This window comes from Stenotrophomonas sp. SrG, from assembly GCF_050031795.1.
Taxonomy (GTDB): Bacteria; Pseudomonadota; Gammaproteobacteria; order Xanthomonadales; family Xanthomonadaceae; genus Stenotrophomonas; species Stenotrophomonas rhizophila_A.
Window position 1 is genome coordinate 1 of record NZ_JBNBBE010000029.1, and the last position, 16507, is coordinate 16507.

Annotated in this window: 12 protein-coding genes, 1 tRNA gene and 1 pseudogene; all 14 read right to left on the reverse strand. The window is 63.2% G+C overall.

All coding sequences use genetic code 11. The features are described 5' to 3' along the window. A partial coding sequence (locus ACQG3P_RS18570; RefSeq protein ID WP_426805858.1) for a GTP-binding protein occupies nucleotides 1-308 on the reverse strand: 308 nt, incomplete at its 3' end. 52 nt (nucleotides 309-360) lie between these two features. Next, entirely contained in the window at nucleotides 361-2502 is a 2142-nt protein-coding gene (gene fusA, locus ACQG3P_RS18575; protein ID WP_184124906.1) for an elongation factor G, read from the reverse strand. Nucleotides 2503-2638: 136 nt separating this feature from the next. Next, complete coding sequence (gene rpsG / locus ACQG3P_RS18580; RefSeq protein WP_068849450.1) at nucleotides 2639-3106, reverse strand: 30S ribosomal protein S7; 468 nt, start codon at nucleotides 3104-3106, stop codon at nucleotides 2639-2641. A gap of 12 nt (nucleotides 3107-3118) precedes the next feature. Beyond that, the gene (rpsL, locus tag ACQG3P_RS18585) at nucleotides 3119-3493 is read right to left on the reverse strand and encodes a 30S ribosomal protein S12 (RefSeq protein ID WP_025879344.1); all 375 of its coding nucleotides are present in this window, start codon (nucleotides 3491-3493) and stop codon (nucleotides 3119-3121) included. Nucleotides 3494-3790: 297 nt separating this feature from the next. Beyond that, nucleotides 3791-8032: a DNA-directed RNA polymerase subunit beta' gene (gene rpoC, locus ACQG3P_RS18590; RefSeq protein WP_426805859.1), complete on the reverse strand. Its 4242-nt coding sequence runs from the start codon at nucleotides 8030-8032 to the stop codon at nucleotides 3791-3793. Between the two features lie 89 nt (nucleotides 8033-8121). Further along, nucleotides 8122-12276, reverse strand: coding sequence for a DNA-directed RNA polymerase subunit beta (gene rpoB, locus ACQG3P_RS18595; RefSeq protein ID WP_184124902.1), 4155 nt, complete (start codon nucleotides 12274-12276; stop codon nucleotides 8122-8124). 291 nt (nucleotides 12277-12567) lie between these two features. Then, entirely contained in the window at nucleotides 12568-12933 is a 366-nt protein-coding gene (rplL, locus tag ACQG3P_RS18600) for a 50S ribosomal protein L7/L12 (RefSeq protein ID WP_184124900.1), read from the reverse strand. Between the two features lie 62 nt (nucleotides 12934-12995). Then, nucleotides 12996-13523, reverse strand: coding sequence for a 50S ribosomal protein L10 (gene rplJ / locus ACQG3P_RS18605; RefSeq protein ID WP_426805860.1), 528 nt, complete (start codon nucleotides 13521-13523; stop codon nucleotides 12996-12998). 333 nt (nucleotides 13524-13856) lie between these two features. Next, nucleotides 13857-14555: a 50S ribosomal protein L1 gene (gene rplA / locus ACQG3P_RS18610; RefSeq protein WP_068849440.1), complete on the reverse strand. Its 699-nt coding sequence runs from the start codon at nucleotides 14553-14555 to the stop codon at nucleotides 13857-13859. 4 nt (nucleotides 14556-14559) lie between these two features. Next, a complete protein-coding gene (gene rplK, locus ACQG3P_RS18615; protein WP_184124896.1) occupies nucleotides 14560-14988 on the reverse strand; it encodes a 50S ribosomal protein L11 in 429 nt (142 codons plus the stop codon). A gap of 200 nt (nucleotides 14989-15188) precedes the next feature. Next, nucleotides 15189-15749 carry a transcription termination/antitermination protein NusG gene (gene nusG, locus ACQG3P_RS18620; protein WP_068849436.1) on the reverse strand — a complete coding sequence of 187 codons (561 nt, stop codon included), beginning with the start codon at nucleotides 15747-15749 and terminating at the stop codon, nucleotides 15189-15191. 10 nt (nucleotides 15750-15759) lie between these two features. Then, nucleotides 15760-16164 (reverse strand): preprotein translocase subunit SecE, encoded by a 405-nt coding sequence (gene secE / locus ACQG3P_RS18625; protein WP_093534574.1) that lies wholly within the window; start codon nucleotides 16162-16164, stop codon nucleotides 15760-15762. Between the two features lie 44 nt (nucleotides 16165-16208). Next, a tRNA-Trp gene (locus ACQG3P_RS18630) sits at nucleotides 16209-16284 on the reverse strand. Between the two features lie 100 nt (nucleotides 16285-16384). Continuing rightward, nucleotides 16385-16507 (reverse strand): annotated as a pseudogene (locus ACQG3P_RS18635) (hypothetical protein); the annotation flags it as partial.

Sequence of the window (16507 nt, forward strand, 5' to 3'; positions counted from 1 at the left end):
ATCGCGCCGTCCATCTGGGCAGCACCGGTGATCATGTTCTTGACGTAGTCAGCATGGCCCGGGCAATCGACGTGGGCGTAGTGACGCTCGGTGGATTCGTATTCGACGTGTGCGGTCGAGATCGTGATGCCACGTGCCTTTTCTTCCGGCGCGGCGTCGATCGCGGAGTAATCCTTGAATTCGCCACCGAAGCGCTCTGCGCCGATCTTGGTCAGCGCAGCAGTCAGCGTGGTCTTGCCATGATCGACGTGACCGATGGTGCCGACGTTGACGTGCGGCTTGGTGCGCTCGAACTTACCCTTTGCCATTGTTGTATACCTTGGATATCAGAAAGAGGGAGATGAAATCCTGAGCTTATGCTCAGGACTTCTTGATCACGGTGTCGGCGATGTTGCTCGGCGCCGGCTCGTAGTGGTCGAATTCCATCGTGAACGTTGCGCGACCCTGGGTCTGCGAACGCAGCGAGGTGGCGTAACCGAACATTTCACCCAGCGGGATCATCGCGTTGATGATGCTGGCCGAACCGTCACCGGTGGTGCTCGAACCCTGCAGCACGCCACGACGACGGCTCACGTCGCCCATCACGTCACCCTGGTAATCCTCCGGGGTCACGATCTCGACCTTCATGATCGGCTCGAGCAGGACCGGCTTGGCCTTGGCGAAGCCCTGCTTGAAGGCCATCGACGACGCCAGCTTGAACGCCATTTCCGAGGAGTCGACGTCATGGTAGGAGCCGAACACCAGCTTCACCTTGACGTCCACGACCGGGAAGCCAGCCAGCGGACCGCTGGTGATGGTTTCGCGCAGGCCCTTTTCGATCGACGGGATGAATTCCTTCGGAATCACGCCACCGGTGATGTCGTTGACGAACAGGAAATCGTCCTTGATGTTCGGCGCGATCTTCGGATCGGCACGGTCTTCAGCGGTGATCGGCGACAGCTCGATCACGACGTGACCGTACTGACCCTTACCACCGGACTGCTTGGCGTGCTTGTAATCCGACTTCACGTCGGCCAGCTGGATGGTTTCGCGGTAGGCCACCTGCGGCTTGCCGACGTTGGCTTCAACGTTGAATTCGCGCTTCATGCGGTCAACGATGATGTCCAGGTGCAGCTCGCCCATGCCCGAGATGATGGTCTGGCCGGATTCTTCGTCGGTCTTGACGCGGAACGACGGATCTTCCTGCGCCAGACGGCCCAGGGCCAGGCCCATCTTTTCCTGGTCCGACTTGGTCTTCGGTTCGACGGCCATCGAGATGACCGGCTCCGGGAACACCATGCGCTCCAGGATGATCGGGTGCTCCTGCGAGCACAGGGTGTCACCGGTGGTGGTGTCCTTCAGGCCCACGGCGGCGGCAATGTCACCGGCCAGCACTTCCTTGATCTCTTCGCGATCGTTGGAGTGCATCTGCAGGATGCGGCCGATGCGCTCCTTCTTGCCCTTCACCGAGTTCAGCAGCTGGTCGCCGGCGTTCAGCGTGCCCGAGTAGACACGGAAGAAGGTCAGCGCGCCCACGAACGGGTCGGTGATGATCTTGAAGGCCAGCGCCGAGAACGGTGCCTTGTCGTCGGACTTGCGGCTCAGCGCAACGGTTTCGTCATCGACGTCGGTACCGGTCACGTCCGGCACGTCGATCGGCGACGGCAGCAGCTGCACCACGCCGTCCAGCATGGCCTGCACGCCCTTGTTCTTGAACGCCGAGCCGCAGTACATCGGCACGATGTCGGTAGCCAGGGTGCGCACGCGCAGGGCTTCGATGATCTCGGCCTCGGTCAGCTCTTCGCCGCCCAGGTACTTTTCCATCAGCTCTTCGCTGGCTTCAGCCGCGGCTTCGATCATGAAGGTGCGCGCCTCTTCGGCGGCGTCCTTCATCTCGGCCGGGATCTCCAGGTACTCGAACTTCATGCCCTGCGAGGCTTCATCCCAATGGATGGCCTTCATCTTGATCAGGTCGACGACGCCCTTGAAGCCTTCTTCAGCGCCGATCGGCAGCTGCATCGGCACGGCGGTGGCGCCGAGCTTGGCCTTCAGCTGGCCAACGACCTTGGTGAAGTTGGCGCCGGTGCGGTCCATCTTGTTGACGAACGCGATGCGCGGCACCTTGTACCGGTTGGCCTGGCGCCACACGGTTTCGGACTGCGGCTGCACGCCACCGACGGCGCACAGCACGAACACCGCACCGTCGAGCACGCGCAGCGAGCGCTCCACTTCGATGGTGAAGTCGACGTGCCCGGGGGTGTCGATGATGTTGAAGCGGTGCTCCGGCAGGGACTTGTCCATGCCCTTCCAGAACGCGGTGGTGGCAGCGGACTGGATCGTGATGCCACGCTCCTGCTCCTGCTCCATCCAGTCCATGGTGGCGGCGCCGTCGTGCACTTCACCGATCTTGTGGCTCTTGCCGGTGTAGAACAGGATGCGCTCGGACGTGGTGGTCTTGCCGGCATCGATGTGGGCCATGATGCCGAAATTGCGGTAACGCTCGATGGGAGTGGTGCGGGCCACGGGAGCCTCTCAATTTCTTGGAATTCGGATGGCCGAACGCCGCCTTTCGGCGGCCTTCGGATTGGCGCAGCCCTTCTGGGGCCGCGAGGCAGCACCTTAATGGTGCTGCCGTGCCTGTTTTACAAGGCCGTCAAACTCACCAGCGGTAGTGGGCGAAGGCCTTGTTGGCTTCGGCCATGCGGTGGGTTTCTTCGCGCTTCTTGATGGCGCCACCACGGTTTTCCGAGGCATCCAGCAGTTCTGCAGCCAGCTTCTTCGGCATGGTGTTTTCACCACGCTTGCGGGCGGAGTCGATCAGCCAGCGCATGGCCAGGGCCATCTTGCGCGACGAACGCACTTCGACCGGCACCTGGTAGGTCGCACCGCCGACGCGGCGGGACTTCACTTCGACCGACGGAGCCACGTTGTCCAGAGCCTTCTGCACCAGCTCGATGGAGTTCGGGTTCTTTTCGCTGATCACGTCCATGGCGCCATAGACGATCTTTTCAGCGACCGACTTCTTGCCGCTCAGCATCACCATGTTGATGAAGCGCGCGATGGTTTCACTTCCGTGCTTCGGATCCGGCAGGACAGAGCGCTGCGGCGTATTACCTTTACGAGACATGTGTACTTTCCCTTAGCTCTTCGGACGCTTGGCGCCGTACTTGGAACGGCCCTGGCGACGCTTGGCAACGCCCGAGGCGTCCAGCGAGCCACGCACGGTGTGGTAACGCACACCCGGCAGGTCCTTGACGCGACCGCCACGGATGAGGACCACGGAGTGCTCCTGCAGGTTGTGGCCTTCGCCACCGATGTAGCTGATGACCTCTTCCTGGTTGGTCAGGCGGACCTTGGCAACCTTGCGGAGCGCCGAGTTCGGCTTCTTCGGGGTGGTGGTGTACACGCGCGTGCAGACGCCACGGCGCTGGGGGCACTTTTCAAGAGCCGGGGAGGCGCTCTTGTAAGTGGTTGCCTGCCGCGGCTTGCGGACAAGCTGATTGATCGTCGCCATCAGTAAGTTCTTCTGAGAGAGGCCCGGTGAAAAACAGGCCATGAATGCGGATATGTGCGAGCAGGCGAGAAACCGGCCTGCTGAGACAGACGATTGTAGCAACCCGGCGAAAACGCAGTCAACCGCGCGCACGCCAAGCCGACCCTGATCCCGGGCCGTTACAGGGGAGCCTTTTCCATGCCCCCCGTTCAGGTTGTCAAACCGGCCCCCTTTCGAGGACCGGCCGGCATCCTACCCCATCGGTGGCGATTGCGCCACCGCCGAGGGTGGTCCGGCCAGAAGGCCGGACCGGATCCATCACTCGTCCGCGGCCGATTCGGCTTCGGTCGATTCCACCGCCACCGGGGCTGCCGGCGCCACTTCAGCCACCGCCGGCGCGCCGCCGGACAGGGTCTGCATTTCCGACTCGGTCAGCCCGGAGGCGTTGCGACGACGGTTGGCGTGGTACGCCAGGCCGGTACCGGCCGGGATCAGGCGGCCGACGATGACGTTTTCCTTCAGGCCGCGCAGGTTGTCCGAGGTGCCGCGGACGGCAGCTTCGGTCAGCACGCGGGTGGTTTCCTGGAACGAGGCCGCCGAGATGAACGATTCGGTGGCCAGCGATGCCTTGGTGATGCCCAGCAGGACCGGGTCGAAACGGGCGATCAGCTCGTTGCGGGTGGCCAGGCGTGCATTTTCCTCGATGACGCGCTGGCGCTCGGCCTGCTCGCCATTCAGGAACTTGCTGCTGCCCTGGTCGGTGATCTCGACCTTGCGCAGCATCTGGCGGGTGATCACTTCAATGTGCTTGTCGTTGATCTTCACGCCCTGCAGGCGGTACACGTCCTGGATTTCCTTGACCAGGTACGCAGCCAGCGGCTCGACACCCAGCAGGCGCAGGATGTCCTGCGGGCTCGGCTCGCCGTCCACGATGGTTTCGCCCTTGGTCACGTGTTCGCCTTCGAACACGATCACCTGGCGATACTTCGGGATCAGCTCTTCGTGTTCCGAACCATCGGTGTCCTTGATGATCAGGCGCTGCTTGCCCTTGGTGTCCTTGCCGAAGCTGATGATGCCCGAACGCTCGGCCAGGATCGCCGGATCCTTCGGCTTGCGCGCTTCGAACAGATCGGCCACGCGCGGCAGACCACCGGTGATGTCGCGGGTCTTGGACGCTTCCTGCGGGATCTTGGCAACCACGTCGCCCACGCCGACGGCGGCGCCGTCCTGCAGGTTGACGATGGAACGCGGCGGCAGCAGGTACTGGGCCGGCAGATCGGTGTTCGGGATGGTCAGGTCATTGCCCTTGGCATCCACGATACGCACGATCGGGCGCAGCTCCTTGGCCTGCGAGCCACGACGCTTCGGGTCGGTGATTTCGCGCGAGGCCAGGCCGGTCAGTTCGTCGGTCTTCTCGATGACGGTGACGCCGTCGATGAAGTCGATGAAGCGGATGAAACCGGCCACTTCGGACACGATCGGGTGGTTATGCGGATCCCAGTTGGCCACGGTCTGGCCAGCCTTCACTGCATCGCCGTCCTTGGACGCGATCATCGAGCCGTACGGCAGCTTGTAACGCTCACGCTCACGGCCGTGGGCATCGAGCACCGAGATTTCACCCGAGCGCGAGACCGCCACCAGCGAACCGCTGGCGTGTTCGACGGACTTGAGGTTGTTGAACTTCACCGAACCGGTGGTCTTGACCGTGATGTTGTCCACGGCTGCCGCACGCGATGCCGCACCACCGATGTGGAACGTACGCATGGTCAGCTGGGTACCCGGCTCACCGATCGACTGCGCGGCGATGACGCCCACCGCTTCACCGATGTTGACCAGGTGGCCACGGGCCAGGTCGCGACCGTAGCAGTGGCCGCACACGCCGAACGCCGATTCGCAGCTGATCGTGGAGCGCACCTTGATGCTCTGCACGCCGGCGTCTTCCAGCTTGGCCACCCAGGCTTCGTCGAGCAGGGTGTTGCGGGTCACGATCGGATCTTCGTCGTTGCCCGGCAGGAACACGTCCTCGGCCACGACACGACCCAGCACGCGGTCCTTCAACGGCTCCACGACGTCGCCGCCTTCCACGATCGGGGTCATGGTCAGGCCTTCGGAGGTACCGCAATCCACCTCGGTGATGACCACGTCCTGCGCCACGTCCACCAGACGACGGGTCAGGTAACCCGAGTTGGCGGTCTTCAGCGCGGTATCGGCCAGACCCTTACGGGCACCGTGGGTGGAGTTGAAGTACTCCTGCACGTTCAGGCCTTCACGGAAGTTCGCCTTGATGGGCGTTTCGATGATCGAGCCATCCGGACGGGCCATCAGGCCACGCATGCCGGCCAGCTGGCGGATCTGCGCCTGCGAACCACGGGCACCGGAGTCGGCCATGATGTACAGCGAATTCATCGACTTCTGGTCGATGGTCTCGCCCTTGGCGTTGACGACCTTCTCGGTACCGATGGTGTCCATCATCGCCTTGGCGATGCGTTCATTGGTACGCGACCAGATGTCGACCACCTTGTTGTAGCGCTCGCCGGCGGTGACCAGGCCCGACTGGTACTGCTCCTGGATTTCCAGCACTTCGGCTTCGGCCTCGGTGAGGATGCCGCGCTTCTCGTCCGGGATCAGCATGTCGTCGATACCGATCGACACGCCCGCACGGGTTGCGTAGGCAAAGCCGGTGTACATCAGCTTGTCGGCGAACACGACCGTGTCCTTCAAGCCCAGCTGGCGGTAGCTGGAGTTGATCAGGCGGCTGATGTTCTTCTTGGTCAGCTCGGTGTTGGCCAGCGCGAACGGCAGGCCTTCCGGCAGGATTTCGGCCAGCAGGGCGCGACCGATCGTGGTGTCCACGATCGAGGTCTTGTTCTGCTTGTCGCCGTTCTCGTCGGTGACCACTTCGGTGATGCGGACCTTGACCTTGGCGTGCAGTTCCACCACGCGGTTGTCATAGGCACGCTTCACTTCGGCGATGTTGGCGAAGGCCATGCCCTCGCCCTTCTTGTTTTCCAGGGCGCGGGTCATGTAGTACAGACCCAGCACCACGTCCTGCGACGGCACGATGATCGGCTCGCCGTTGGCCGGCGACAGGATGTTGTTGGTGGACATCATCAGCGCACGCGCTTCCAGCTGGGCTTCCAGCGAGAGCGGCACGTGGACGGCCATCTGGTCACCGTCGAAATCGGCGTTGAACGCGGTGCAGACCAGCGGGTGCAGCTGGATGGCCTTGCCTTCGATCAGCACCGGCTCGAACGCCTGGATGCCCAGGCGGTGCAGGGTCGGCGCACGGTTCAGCATCACCGGGTGTTCGCGGATGACCTCTTCCAGGATGTCCCAGACTTCGGCTTCTTCGCGCTCGACCAGCTTCTTGGCGGCCTTGATGGTGGTGGCCAGGCCACGACGCTGCAGCTTGGCGAACACGAACGGCTTGAACAGCTCAAGCGCCATCTTCTTCGGCAGGCCGCACTGGTGCAGGCGCAGGTACGGACCGACCACGATGACCGAACGGCCCGAGTAGTCGACGCGCTTGCCCAGCAGGTTCTGGCGGAAGCGGCCCTGCTTGCCCTTGATCATGTCGGCCAGCGACTTCAGCGGGCGCTTGTTGGTGCCGGTGATGGCACGGCCGCGGCGGCCGTTGTCCAGCAGCGCATCGACCGATTCCTGCAGCATGCGCTTTTCATTGCGCACGATGATGTCCGGCGCGTTCAGCTCGAGCAGGCGGCGCAGGCGGTTGTTGCGGTTGATGACGCGGCGGTACAGGTCGTTCAGGTCGGAGGTCGCGAAGCGGCCACCGTCCAGCGGCACCAGCGGACGCAGGTCCGGCGGCAGCACCGGCAGCACGGTCATGACCATCCATTCCGGGCGGTTGCCCGATTCCAGGAAGGCTTCGACCAGCTTGATGCGCTTGGTGAGGCGCTTGAGCTTGGTTTCCGAACCGGTGCTGGCGATCTCCTCGCGCAGGCGGGTCATTTCCGACTGCAGGTCGATGGTGCGCAGCAGTTCGTACACGGCCTCGGCGCCCATGGCGGCGTCGAAGTCGTCGCCGTGCTCCTGGCGTGCCTGCAGGTACTGTTCTTCGGTCAGCAGCTGGCGGCGCTCCAGGGCGGTCAGGCCCGGCTCGGTCACCACGTAGGCTTCGAAGTACAGCACGCGCTCGATGTCACGCAGGGTCATGTCCAGCATCAGGCCGATGCGCGACGGCAGCGACTTGAGGAACCAGATGTGCGCGACCGGCGAGGCCAGGTCGATGTGGCCCATGCGCTCGCGGCGCACCTTGGCAAGGGTCACTTCGGTGCCGCACTTTTCGCAGACCACGCCACGGTGCTTCATGCGCTTGTACTTGCCGCACAGGCACTCGTAGTCCTTGACCGGCCCGAAGATGGCGGCGCAGAACAGGCCGTCACGCTCCGGCTTGAAGGTACGGTAGTTGATGGTTTCCGGCTTCTTCACTTCGCCGAAGGACCACGAACGGATCAGGTCCGGCGAAGCCAGCGCGATCTTGATCGCGTCGAAGTCCAGCGTCTGGCGCTGCTGGTTGAAGAGGTTGAGCAGGTCTTTCATGGTGTTTCTCCGAAAGGAGGAAATCTTGTCGATGGGGCTGTCAGGTCACATCCGGCGGCGCGGCTGCCGGGGCAGCCGCGCCTGCACGATCAGTTGTCTTCCAGTTCCATGTTGATGGCCAGCGAGCGGATTTCCTTCACGAGCACGTTGAAGGATTCCGGCATGCCCGCGACCATCTCGTGCTCACCGTCGACGATGTTCTTGTACATCTGGTTGCGGCCCTGCACGTCATCGGACTTCACCGTCAGCATTTCCTGCAGGGTGTAGGCCGCGCCGTAGGCTTCCAGCGCCCAGACTTCCATTTCACCGAAGCGCTGGCCGCCGAACTGCGCCTTGCCGCCCAGCGGCTGCTGGGTGACGAGCGAGTACGGACCGGTCGAACGGGCGTGCATCTTGTCGTCGACCAGGTGGTTCAGCTTCAGGTAGTGCATGTAGCCCACGGTGGTGTGGCGATCGAAGGCCTCACCGGTACGACCGTCGTACAGCTGGGTCTGGCCGCTGAGCGGCAGGTCAGCCAGGGCAAGCATGTGCTTGATTTCAGCTTCGGTGGCACCGTCGAACACCGGGGTAGCCATCGGCACGCCGTCGGTGAGGTTGCCGGCCAGGCGCAGCAGCTCCTCGTCGCTGAACTGGGTCAGGTCGACGTGGTTGGCATGCTGGGTCTTGTCGTGGTTGTACACGTCGTCCAGGAACTTGCGCAGGTCGTTGATCGCGGCCTGTGCTTCGAGCATGCCCTGGATCTTGCGGCCCAGGCCCTTGGCGGCCCAGCCCAGATGCACTTCCAGGATCTGGCCGATGTTCATGCGCGACGGCACGCCCAGCGGGTTCAGCACGATGTCCACGGTCTCGCCCGAGGCCATGTACGGCATGTCCTCGACCGGCACCACGTTGGAGACCACACCCTTGTTGCCGTGGCGGCCTGCCATCTTGTCGCCCGGCTGGATGCGGCGCTTCACGGCCAGGAACACCTTGACCATCTTCAGCACGCCCGGGGCGAGGTCGTCGCCGGCGGTGATCTTGCCGCGCTTGTCGGCGAAGCGACGCTCGAATTCCTTCTCGTGCGCCTGGATCTGCTTCTGGGCGCGTTCGATGGCTTCGGAAGCGTCGTCGTCCTTCATGCGCAGCACGAACCAGTCAGCCTTCTTCAGGCCGTCCAGGTAGGCGTCGGTGATGGTGTCGCCCTTCTTCAGGTTGGCACCGCCGTTGGCGACCTTGCCCACGATCTGCGAGCGCAGGCGTGCGTAGATGGCGCCTTCCAGGATGCGGAACTGGTCGTCGAAATCCTTCTTGACGCGCTTGATCTCGCTTTCCTCGATCTGGCGCGCACGCTTGTCCTTCTCGATGCCGTCGCGGGTGAAGACCTGCACGTCGATGACGGTGCCGTCCATGCCCGGCGGCACGCGCAGCGAGCTGTCCTTCACGTCCGACGCCTTCTCACCGAAGATCGCGCGCAGCAGCTTCTCTTCCGGGGTCAGCTGGCTTTCGCCCTTCGGGGTGACCTTGCCGACCATGATGTCGCCGGCGCGCACTTCGGCACCGATGTACACCACGCCCGACTCGTCCAGGCGGTTCAGCGCCTGCTCGGACACGTTCGGGATGTCGGCGGAGATTTCCTCCGGCCCCAGCTTGGTGTCGCGCGCGACGCAGGTCAGCTCTTCGATGTGGATCGTGGTGTAACGATCTTCTTCCACCACGCGCTCGGAGAGCAGGATGGAGTCTTCGAAGTTGTAGCCGTTCCACGGCATGAAGGCGATCAGCATGTTCTGGCCCAGGGCCAGTTCGCCGATGTCGGTGGACGGACCATCGGCCAGCACGTCGCCACGCGCCACCACGTTGCCCACTTCCACCAGCGGACGCTGATTGATGCAGGTGTTCTGGTTGGAACGGGTGTACTTGATCAGGTTGTAGATATCCACGCCGGCATCGCTGGCGTCGGTGATTTCCACTTCGTTGACCTTGACCACGATGCGGCCGGCGTCGATCTGCACGATCTCGCCGCCACGACGGGCGTTCACGGTCACACCCGAGTCACGGGCCACGGCGCGTTCGATACCGGTACCCACCAGCGGCTTCTGCGCACGCAGGGTCGGCACGGCCTGGCGCTGCATGTTGGCGCCCATCAGTGCACGGTTGGCGTCATCGTGTTCCAGGAACGGAACCAGCGCGGCCGCGATCGACACGGTCTGCATCGGCGAGACGTCCATGAAGTGGACTTCCGCCGGCGGCTTCAGCAGCGACTCACCCTGGAACCGGCACGGCACGAACTGCTCGGTGAGCATGCTCTTGGCGTCGGTCAGGGCGTTGGCCTGGGCGATGACGTATTCGTTTTCTTCGATGGCCGACAGGAACTCGATCTCGTCGGAGACCTTGCCGTCGTGCACCTTGCGGTACGGGGTTTCCAGGAAGCCGTACTGGTTGGTGCGGGCGTACACGGCCAGCGAGTTGATCAGGCCGATGTTCGGGCCTTCCGGGGTTTCGATGGTGCAGACGCGGCCGTAATGGGTCGGGTGCACGTCGCGCACTTCGAAGCCGGCGCGCTCACGGGTCAGGCCGCCCGGGCCCAGGGCCGAGACGCGACGCTTGTGGGTGACTTCCGACAGCGGGTTGTTCTGATCCATGAACTGCGACAGCTGCGAGGAGCCGAAGAACTCCTTGATGGCAGCGGCAACCGGCTTGGCGTTGATCAGTTCCTGCGGGGTCAGGCCTTCGGATTCGGCCATCGACAGGCGCTCCTTGACCGCGCGCTCGACGCGGACCAGGCCCACGCGGAACACGTTTTCGGCCATTTCGCCGACCGAACGCACGCGACGGTTGCCCAGGTGATCGATGTCATCGACCACGCCGCGACCGTTGCGGATCTCGGTGAGGACCTTGATCACGTCCAGGATGTCGGAGCTGTCGCCGTGCTCGGCGACCAGGCGCTTGGACTCTTCGTCGTTGCGCTCGCCGAAGTACTTGCGGTCGTACAGCACCGCTTCACCGGTGACTTCCTTGCGGCCGACACGACGGTTGAACTTCATGCGGCCAACCGTGGACAGGTCGTAGCGCTCGAAGGTGAAGAACAGGTTGTGGAACAGGTTCTGCGCGGCGTCCTTGGTCGGCGGCTCGCCCGGACGCATCATGCGATAGATTTCGACCAGCGCTTCGAGCTGGGTCTTGGTCGGATCGATGCGCAGGGTGTTGGACAGGTACGGGCCACGATCCAGATCGTTCACCCACAGGGTGCCCACGGCATCCACGCCGGCCTTGCGGAAGGCCTGCAGCTGCTCGTCGGTGATTTCGTCGTTGGCCTGGGCCAGCAGTTCGCCGGTGCTCGCGTCGACCACGTCGTGGGACAGGATGCGGCCGACGATGTAATCGTCCGGCACGGCCAGGGCGGCAATGCCCGAGGCTTCCAGCTGCTTCACGTGGCGCGCGGTGATGCGCTTGCCGGCTTCGACGATGACCTTGTCGCCGTCGGCCAGGTCGAAGTTCAGGGTCTCGCCGCGCAGGCGCTCGGAGACCAGTTCGAGCTGCACGCCCTCATCGGGATTGATGTGGAAGGTGTTGATCTCGAAGAACTCGGCCAGCATCTCTTCGTTGCTGTAGCCCAGCGCACGCAGCAGGATCGACACCGGCAGCTTGCGGCGACGGTCGATACGGGTGAACAGCGCGTCCTTCGGGTCGAACTCGAAGTCCAGCCAGGAGCCGCGGTACGGGATGATGCGGGCGCTGTACAGCAGCTTGCCCGAGCTGTGGGTCTTGCCACGATCGTGGTCGAAGAACACGCCCGGCGAACGGTGCAGCTGCGAGACGATGACGCGCTCGGTGCCGTTGACGATGAAGGTGCCGTTGTCGGTCATCAGCGGGATTTCGCCGAGATAGACCTCCTGCTCCTTCACGTACTTGATGGCCTTGGTGGACGACTCGCGGTCGTAGATCACCAGGCGCACGGTCACGCGCAGCGGCGCGCCGTAGCTCATGCCACGCTGGCGGCATTCACGCTCGTCGAAGACCGGGTCGCCCAGCTTGTAGCCCACGTATTCCAGCGCAGCGTTGCCGCTGTAGCTGGCGATCGGGAACACCGACTTCAGGGCCGCGTGCAGGCCGAGATCACGGCGCTTGGCCGGATCCACGTTTTCCTGCAGGAATTCGCGGTAGGAATCCACCTGGATGGCGAGCAGGAACGGCACTTCGAGGATCGAGCGCTGCTTGCCGAAATCCTTGCGGATACGCTTTTTTTCGGTGAACGAATATGACGTCATGGGGTCTCACCTTGGCTGTGCGGGCCCCGCCATGGAGGCGTGGCCCGAAGGGAACATGAAAATTGTCAGTTGGAAGTCGCTGGTATTGCCGGCACCAGCACGCCTTCTCCCGCTACTTCCAACTGCCAACTCGTCGCCGGTGAAGCATCCGACTAACAGTCGGATCTACCGGTCGAATTGGCGCGGACCGGACATGCATCCGGCCTTACCGCAATAACGACCAAAGGCCGGGGGCTTACGCCCCCAGCCTTTGCTGCATCGCCGTGATTCGATGGCGACGCAAGGAGCTGCTTACTTGACTTCGACAGTCGCGCCGACAGCTTCCAGGTCCTTCTTCATCTTCTCGGCTTCTTCCTTCGTAGCCGATTCCTTCAGGACGCCACCGGCTTCGGTGAGGTCCTTGGCTTCCTTCAGGCCCAGGCCGGTGATGGCGCGGACAGCCTTGATGACGTCGACCTTCTTGTCGCCGGCGCTCTTCAGCGACACGGTGAATTCGGTCTGTTCTTCAACGGCAGCAGCCGGGCCAGCAGCGGCAACGGCAACCGGGGCAGCGGCGGAAACGCCGAACTTTTCTTCGATGGCCTTCACCAGTTCCATGACTTCCATCAGGGACTTGGCGGCAATGGCTTCAACGATCTGGTCGGTGGTAAGGGACATTTTGAATACCTTTGGATAATTTTCTGGGTTCAGGTTCCATCAGGAACCACGTAAACAGCGACTCAGGCGGTTTCGGCAGCCGGCTCGGCGGCGACAGCGCCACCTTCCTGCTTCTCGCCAACGGCCTTGACGGCACGGGCGAACATCGCGACCGGTTCGCACAGGACACGGGCCAGCATGGCCAGGGCCTGATCGCGGGTCGGCAACGAGGCCAGCACGTCAACGTGGCTTGCCGGGAACACTTCGCCACCGATCACAACCAGCTGCGGCTGCAGCTTGTCGTTGGTCTTGGCAGCTTCCTTGATGACGCGGCCGGCAGCGCCGGGCTCGTCGAGCGAGAACGCGAGCAGCATCGGACCGACGAACTTGGCCCCTGCGGATTCGAATTCAGTACCCTTCACCGCACGTTCGGCCAGGGTGTTCTTGACAACTTTCAAGAACACGCCTTCCTTACGGGCCTGTTCGCGCATCTTGGTGATCTGCGCGACCGTGGTGCCGGCGTAATGTGCTGCAATCAAGGAGTGAGCCTTGGCAGCGACTTCCGCGACCTCGGCCACTACTACTTGCTTCTGGGACAGATTGAGAGCCATTGCACTCCTCCAATTGAACTCCGCTTACGGCTCCTGCCGTGCGCGGTCCTGGGCGGCATCCGTCCTGGACGCCGGGAACATCGGGACGATGTTCCAAGGGTGGGCCGTTCTAGACCTGGATGGCCAACCTGGGTGAACCCAGACGTGCGAGAACCAGAAAACTCCAGAAGGGCACCATCTACGCAGGGTGATCCCCGGGGGAATCGATTAAGCGGCCGGCCTGCGCCCACCACCCCTGCGGTCTTTGACGGCTATCGTCGCGGGACGGGCCCGTTCGGATTGCCTTCAAATGTCACGGATACGCGGCCGGAACCGCGTACCCGCTTCAAACGATTACTTCAGGGTCAGCGACGACTGGTCGACGGTGACGCCCGGGCCCATCGTCGAGCTGACCGAAACCTTCTGCAGGTAGGTGCCCTTCGAGGTAGCAGGCTTGGCCTTGATCAGGTCCAGCAGCAGCGCCTGCAGGTTCGACTTCAGCGCGTCTTCGGCGAAGTCGGCCTTGCCGATGGTGCAGTGGATGATGCCGGCCTTGTCGGTGCGGTAACGCACCTGACCCGACTTGGCGTTCTTGACGGCTTCGCCCGGGTTGGCCGACACGGTGCCGACCTTCGGGTTCGGCATCAGGCCGCGCGGGCCGAGCACGGTGCCCAGCTTACCCACGACGCGCATGGCGTCCGGGGTGGCGATGACGACGTCATAGTTCAGATCGCCGGCCTGCATCTTCTCGGCCAGGTCGTCCATGCCGACGGCTTCGGCGCCAGCGGCCAGGGCTTCGTCAGCCTTGGCACCGGCCGGTGCGAACACCGCAACGCGCACGCTCTTGCCGGTACCGGCCGGCAGCACGGTCGAACCGCGCACCTGCTGGTCGGACTTCTTGGCGTCCACGCCCAGGCGCACGGCGACGTCGAAGGACTCGACGAACTTGGCCTTGGTGGCGGTCTTCAGGATCTTGATTGCGTCCTCGAAGGCGTAAGCCTTGCCCGGGACGACTGCGGCCTGGATGGCCTTCTCACGCTTGGTCTGTGCCATCTTCTTAACCCTCTACCACAAGGCCCATGGAACGGGCAGAACCAGCGATCGTACGCACGGCGGCGTCCAGGTCGGCGGCCGTCAGGTCAGCTTCCTTCGCCTTGGCGATCTCTTCCAGCTGCTTGCGGGTCACCTTGCCCACCTTGTCGGTGTTCGGGCGCTTGGAGCCCGAGGTCACGCCAGCGGCCTTCTTCAGCAGCGTGGTGGCCGGGGTGCTCTTGGTGATGAAGGTGAACGTACGGTCCGAATAGGCCGTGATGATCACCGGAACCGGCAGGCCCGGCTCGAGCTTCTGCGTGGCGGCATTGAAGGCCTTGCAGAATTCCATGATGTTCAGGCCACGCTGACCCAGCGCGGGACCGACCGGCGGCGAGGGGTTGGCCTGACCGGCCTTCACCTGCAGCTTGATGTAACCAATTACTTTCTTTGCCATGTGAATACTCTCCGGGTGCTAGCGCCTTGCGACCACAGGCTCCCCATCGGACCGGGAATCTCGCGTCCCGGCATCGCGTTTTTGAATTCATGCAGAAGGCCACCTCGCGGCGGCCCTTTGCTTTTGCCAGCTTCCTGGCAGGAAGCCGCGCACTATATCAGATTTTCAGGCCGCAGCGTGAACAGGCGCGGGCCGTCGGATCAGGTGGCCTTTTCGACCTGGCCAAACTCGAGCTCGACCGGGGTGGCACGACCGAAGATCAGCACCGAGACGCGCAGGCGGCTCTTCTCGTAGTTGACCTCTTCGACCACGCCGTTGAAGTCGTTGAACGGGCCTTCGGTGACGCGGACCATCTGGCCCGGCTCGAACAGCACCTTCGGACGGGGCTTTTCGACACCTTCCTGAACGCGGTTCAGGATGGCCTCGGCCTCGTGATCGGCGATCGGCAGCGGACGATCGGCGGTGCCGCCAATGAAGCCCAGCACCTTGGGCGTTTCCTTGACCAGATGCCAGCTTTCGCTCTCGATCCGGGGAATGCCGTTCTCTTCGTGCGTCTCGATCTGGACCAGGACGTAACCGGGGAAGAACTTGCGCTCGGAACGGCGCTTCTGGCCGGAACGCATTTCAACCACTTCCTCGGTCGGGACGAGGACGTCACCGAAGAATTCCTGCTTCTCGTTACGCTCGATGCGGCCGCGCAGGTCCTGCGCCACCGACTTTTCGAAGCCTGAATAGGCGTGAACGACATACCAACGCTTCACAGGTTTCTCCTTATCGACCCAGGAACAACTGGATCGCTTTCTGAATCAAGAAATCAAAGCCGCCGAGCAGCAGGCTGAGGATGATCACCACGACCATCACCACCCAGGTCATGCGGATGGCTTCCTGGCGCGTCGGCCAGACCACCTTGCGCAGCTCGAAGCGGGATTCGGAAAGGAACTCACGGGTGTCACGACCCTTGGCGGTCAGCATGAACACGCCGAAACCGGCAGCAAGGCCGATGGCGACACCCAGGCCACGCAGGGGACCGGACCAGGCATTCTGGGCCGCATGCTCGGGCATGCCGAACCAGAACCACGCAAAAAGACCCGCAAGTGCCAGGAGCACTGCGGCGGCGTATTTGACGATGTCACCCCCGGTGGAGGTGTCCTTGGAATGCTCGATCTTGCTGTTCATCCGGCTCTGGCTGCTGAGGCGGCATGGCCGCTGGAAGGGAGAAGTGGCACGCCAGGAGGGACTCGAACCCCCAACCTGCGGTTTTGGAGACCGCTGCTCTGCCAATTGAGCTACTGGCGTACTGAAAAAACTGCCTTCCCTGAGACGGCGAAGGCGGACCGAGGTTCCCGGCCCGCCGTTCGCGAGACCGGCAGCGCTGTGCTGCCGCCGGTAGTGCAGATTACTTGATGATCTTGGAGACCACGCCGGCGCCGACGGTACGACCACCTTCACGAATCGCGAAGCGCAGGCCTTCGTCCATGGCGACCGGGTTGATCAGGGTCACGACCATCTTCACGTTGTC

What these genes read in the sequence shown, in the direction of transcription:
- rpsG (WP_068849450.1), bottom strand. Translation starts at nt 3,106, where the DNA reads ATGTCTCGTAAAGGTAATACGCCGCAGCGCTCTGTCCTGCCGGATCCG.
- rpsL (WP_025879344.1), bottom strand. Translation starts at nt 3,493, where the DNA reads ATGGCGACGATCAATCAGCTTGTCCGCAAGCCGCGGCAGGCAACCACT.
- rpoC (WP_426805859.1), bottom strand. Translation starts at nt 8,032, where the DNA reads ATGAAAGACCTGCTCAACCTCTTCAACCAGCAGCGCCAGACGCTGGAC.
- rpoB (WP_184124902.1), bottom strand. Translation starts at nt 12,276, where the DNA reads ATGACGTCATATTCGTTCACCGAAAAAAAGCGTATCCGCAAGGATTTC.
- rplL (WP_184124900.1), bottom strand. Translation starts at nt 12,933, where the DNA reads ATGTCCCTTACCACCGACCAGATCGTTGAAGCCATTGCCGCCAAGTCC.
- rplJ (WP_426805860.1), bottom strand. Translation starts at nt 13,523, where the DNA reads ATGGCTCTCAATCTGTCCCAGAAGCAAGTAGTAGTGGCCGAGGTCGCG.
- rplA (WP_068849440.1), bottom strand. Translation starts at nt 14,555, where the DNA reads ATGGCACAGACCAAGCGTGAGAAGGCCATCCAGGCCGCAGTCGTCCCG.
- rplK (WP_184124896.1), bottom strand. Translation starts at nt 14,988, where the DNA reads ATGGCAAAGAAAGTAATTGGTTACATCAAGCTGCAGGTGAAGGCCGGT.
- secE (WP_093534574.1), bottom strand. Translation starts at nt 16,164, where the DNA reads ATGAACAGCAAGATCGAGCATTCCAAGGACACCTCCACCGGGGGTGAC.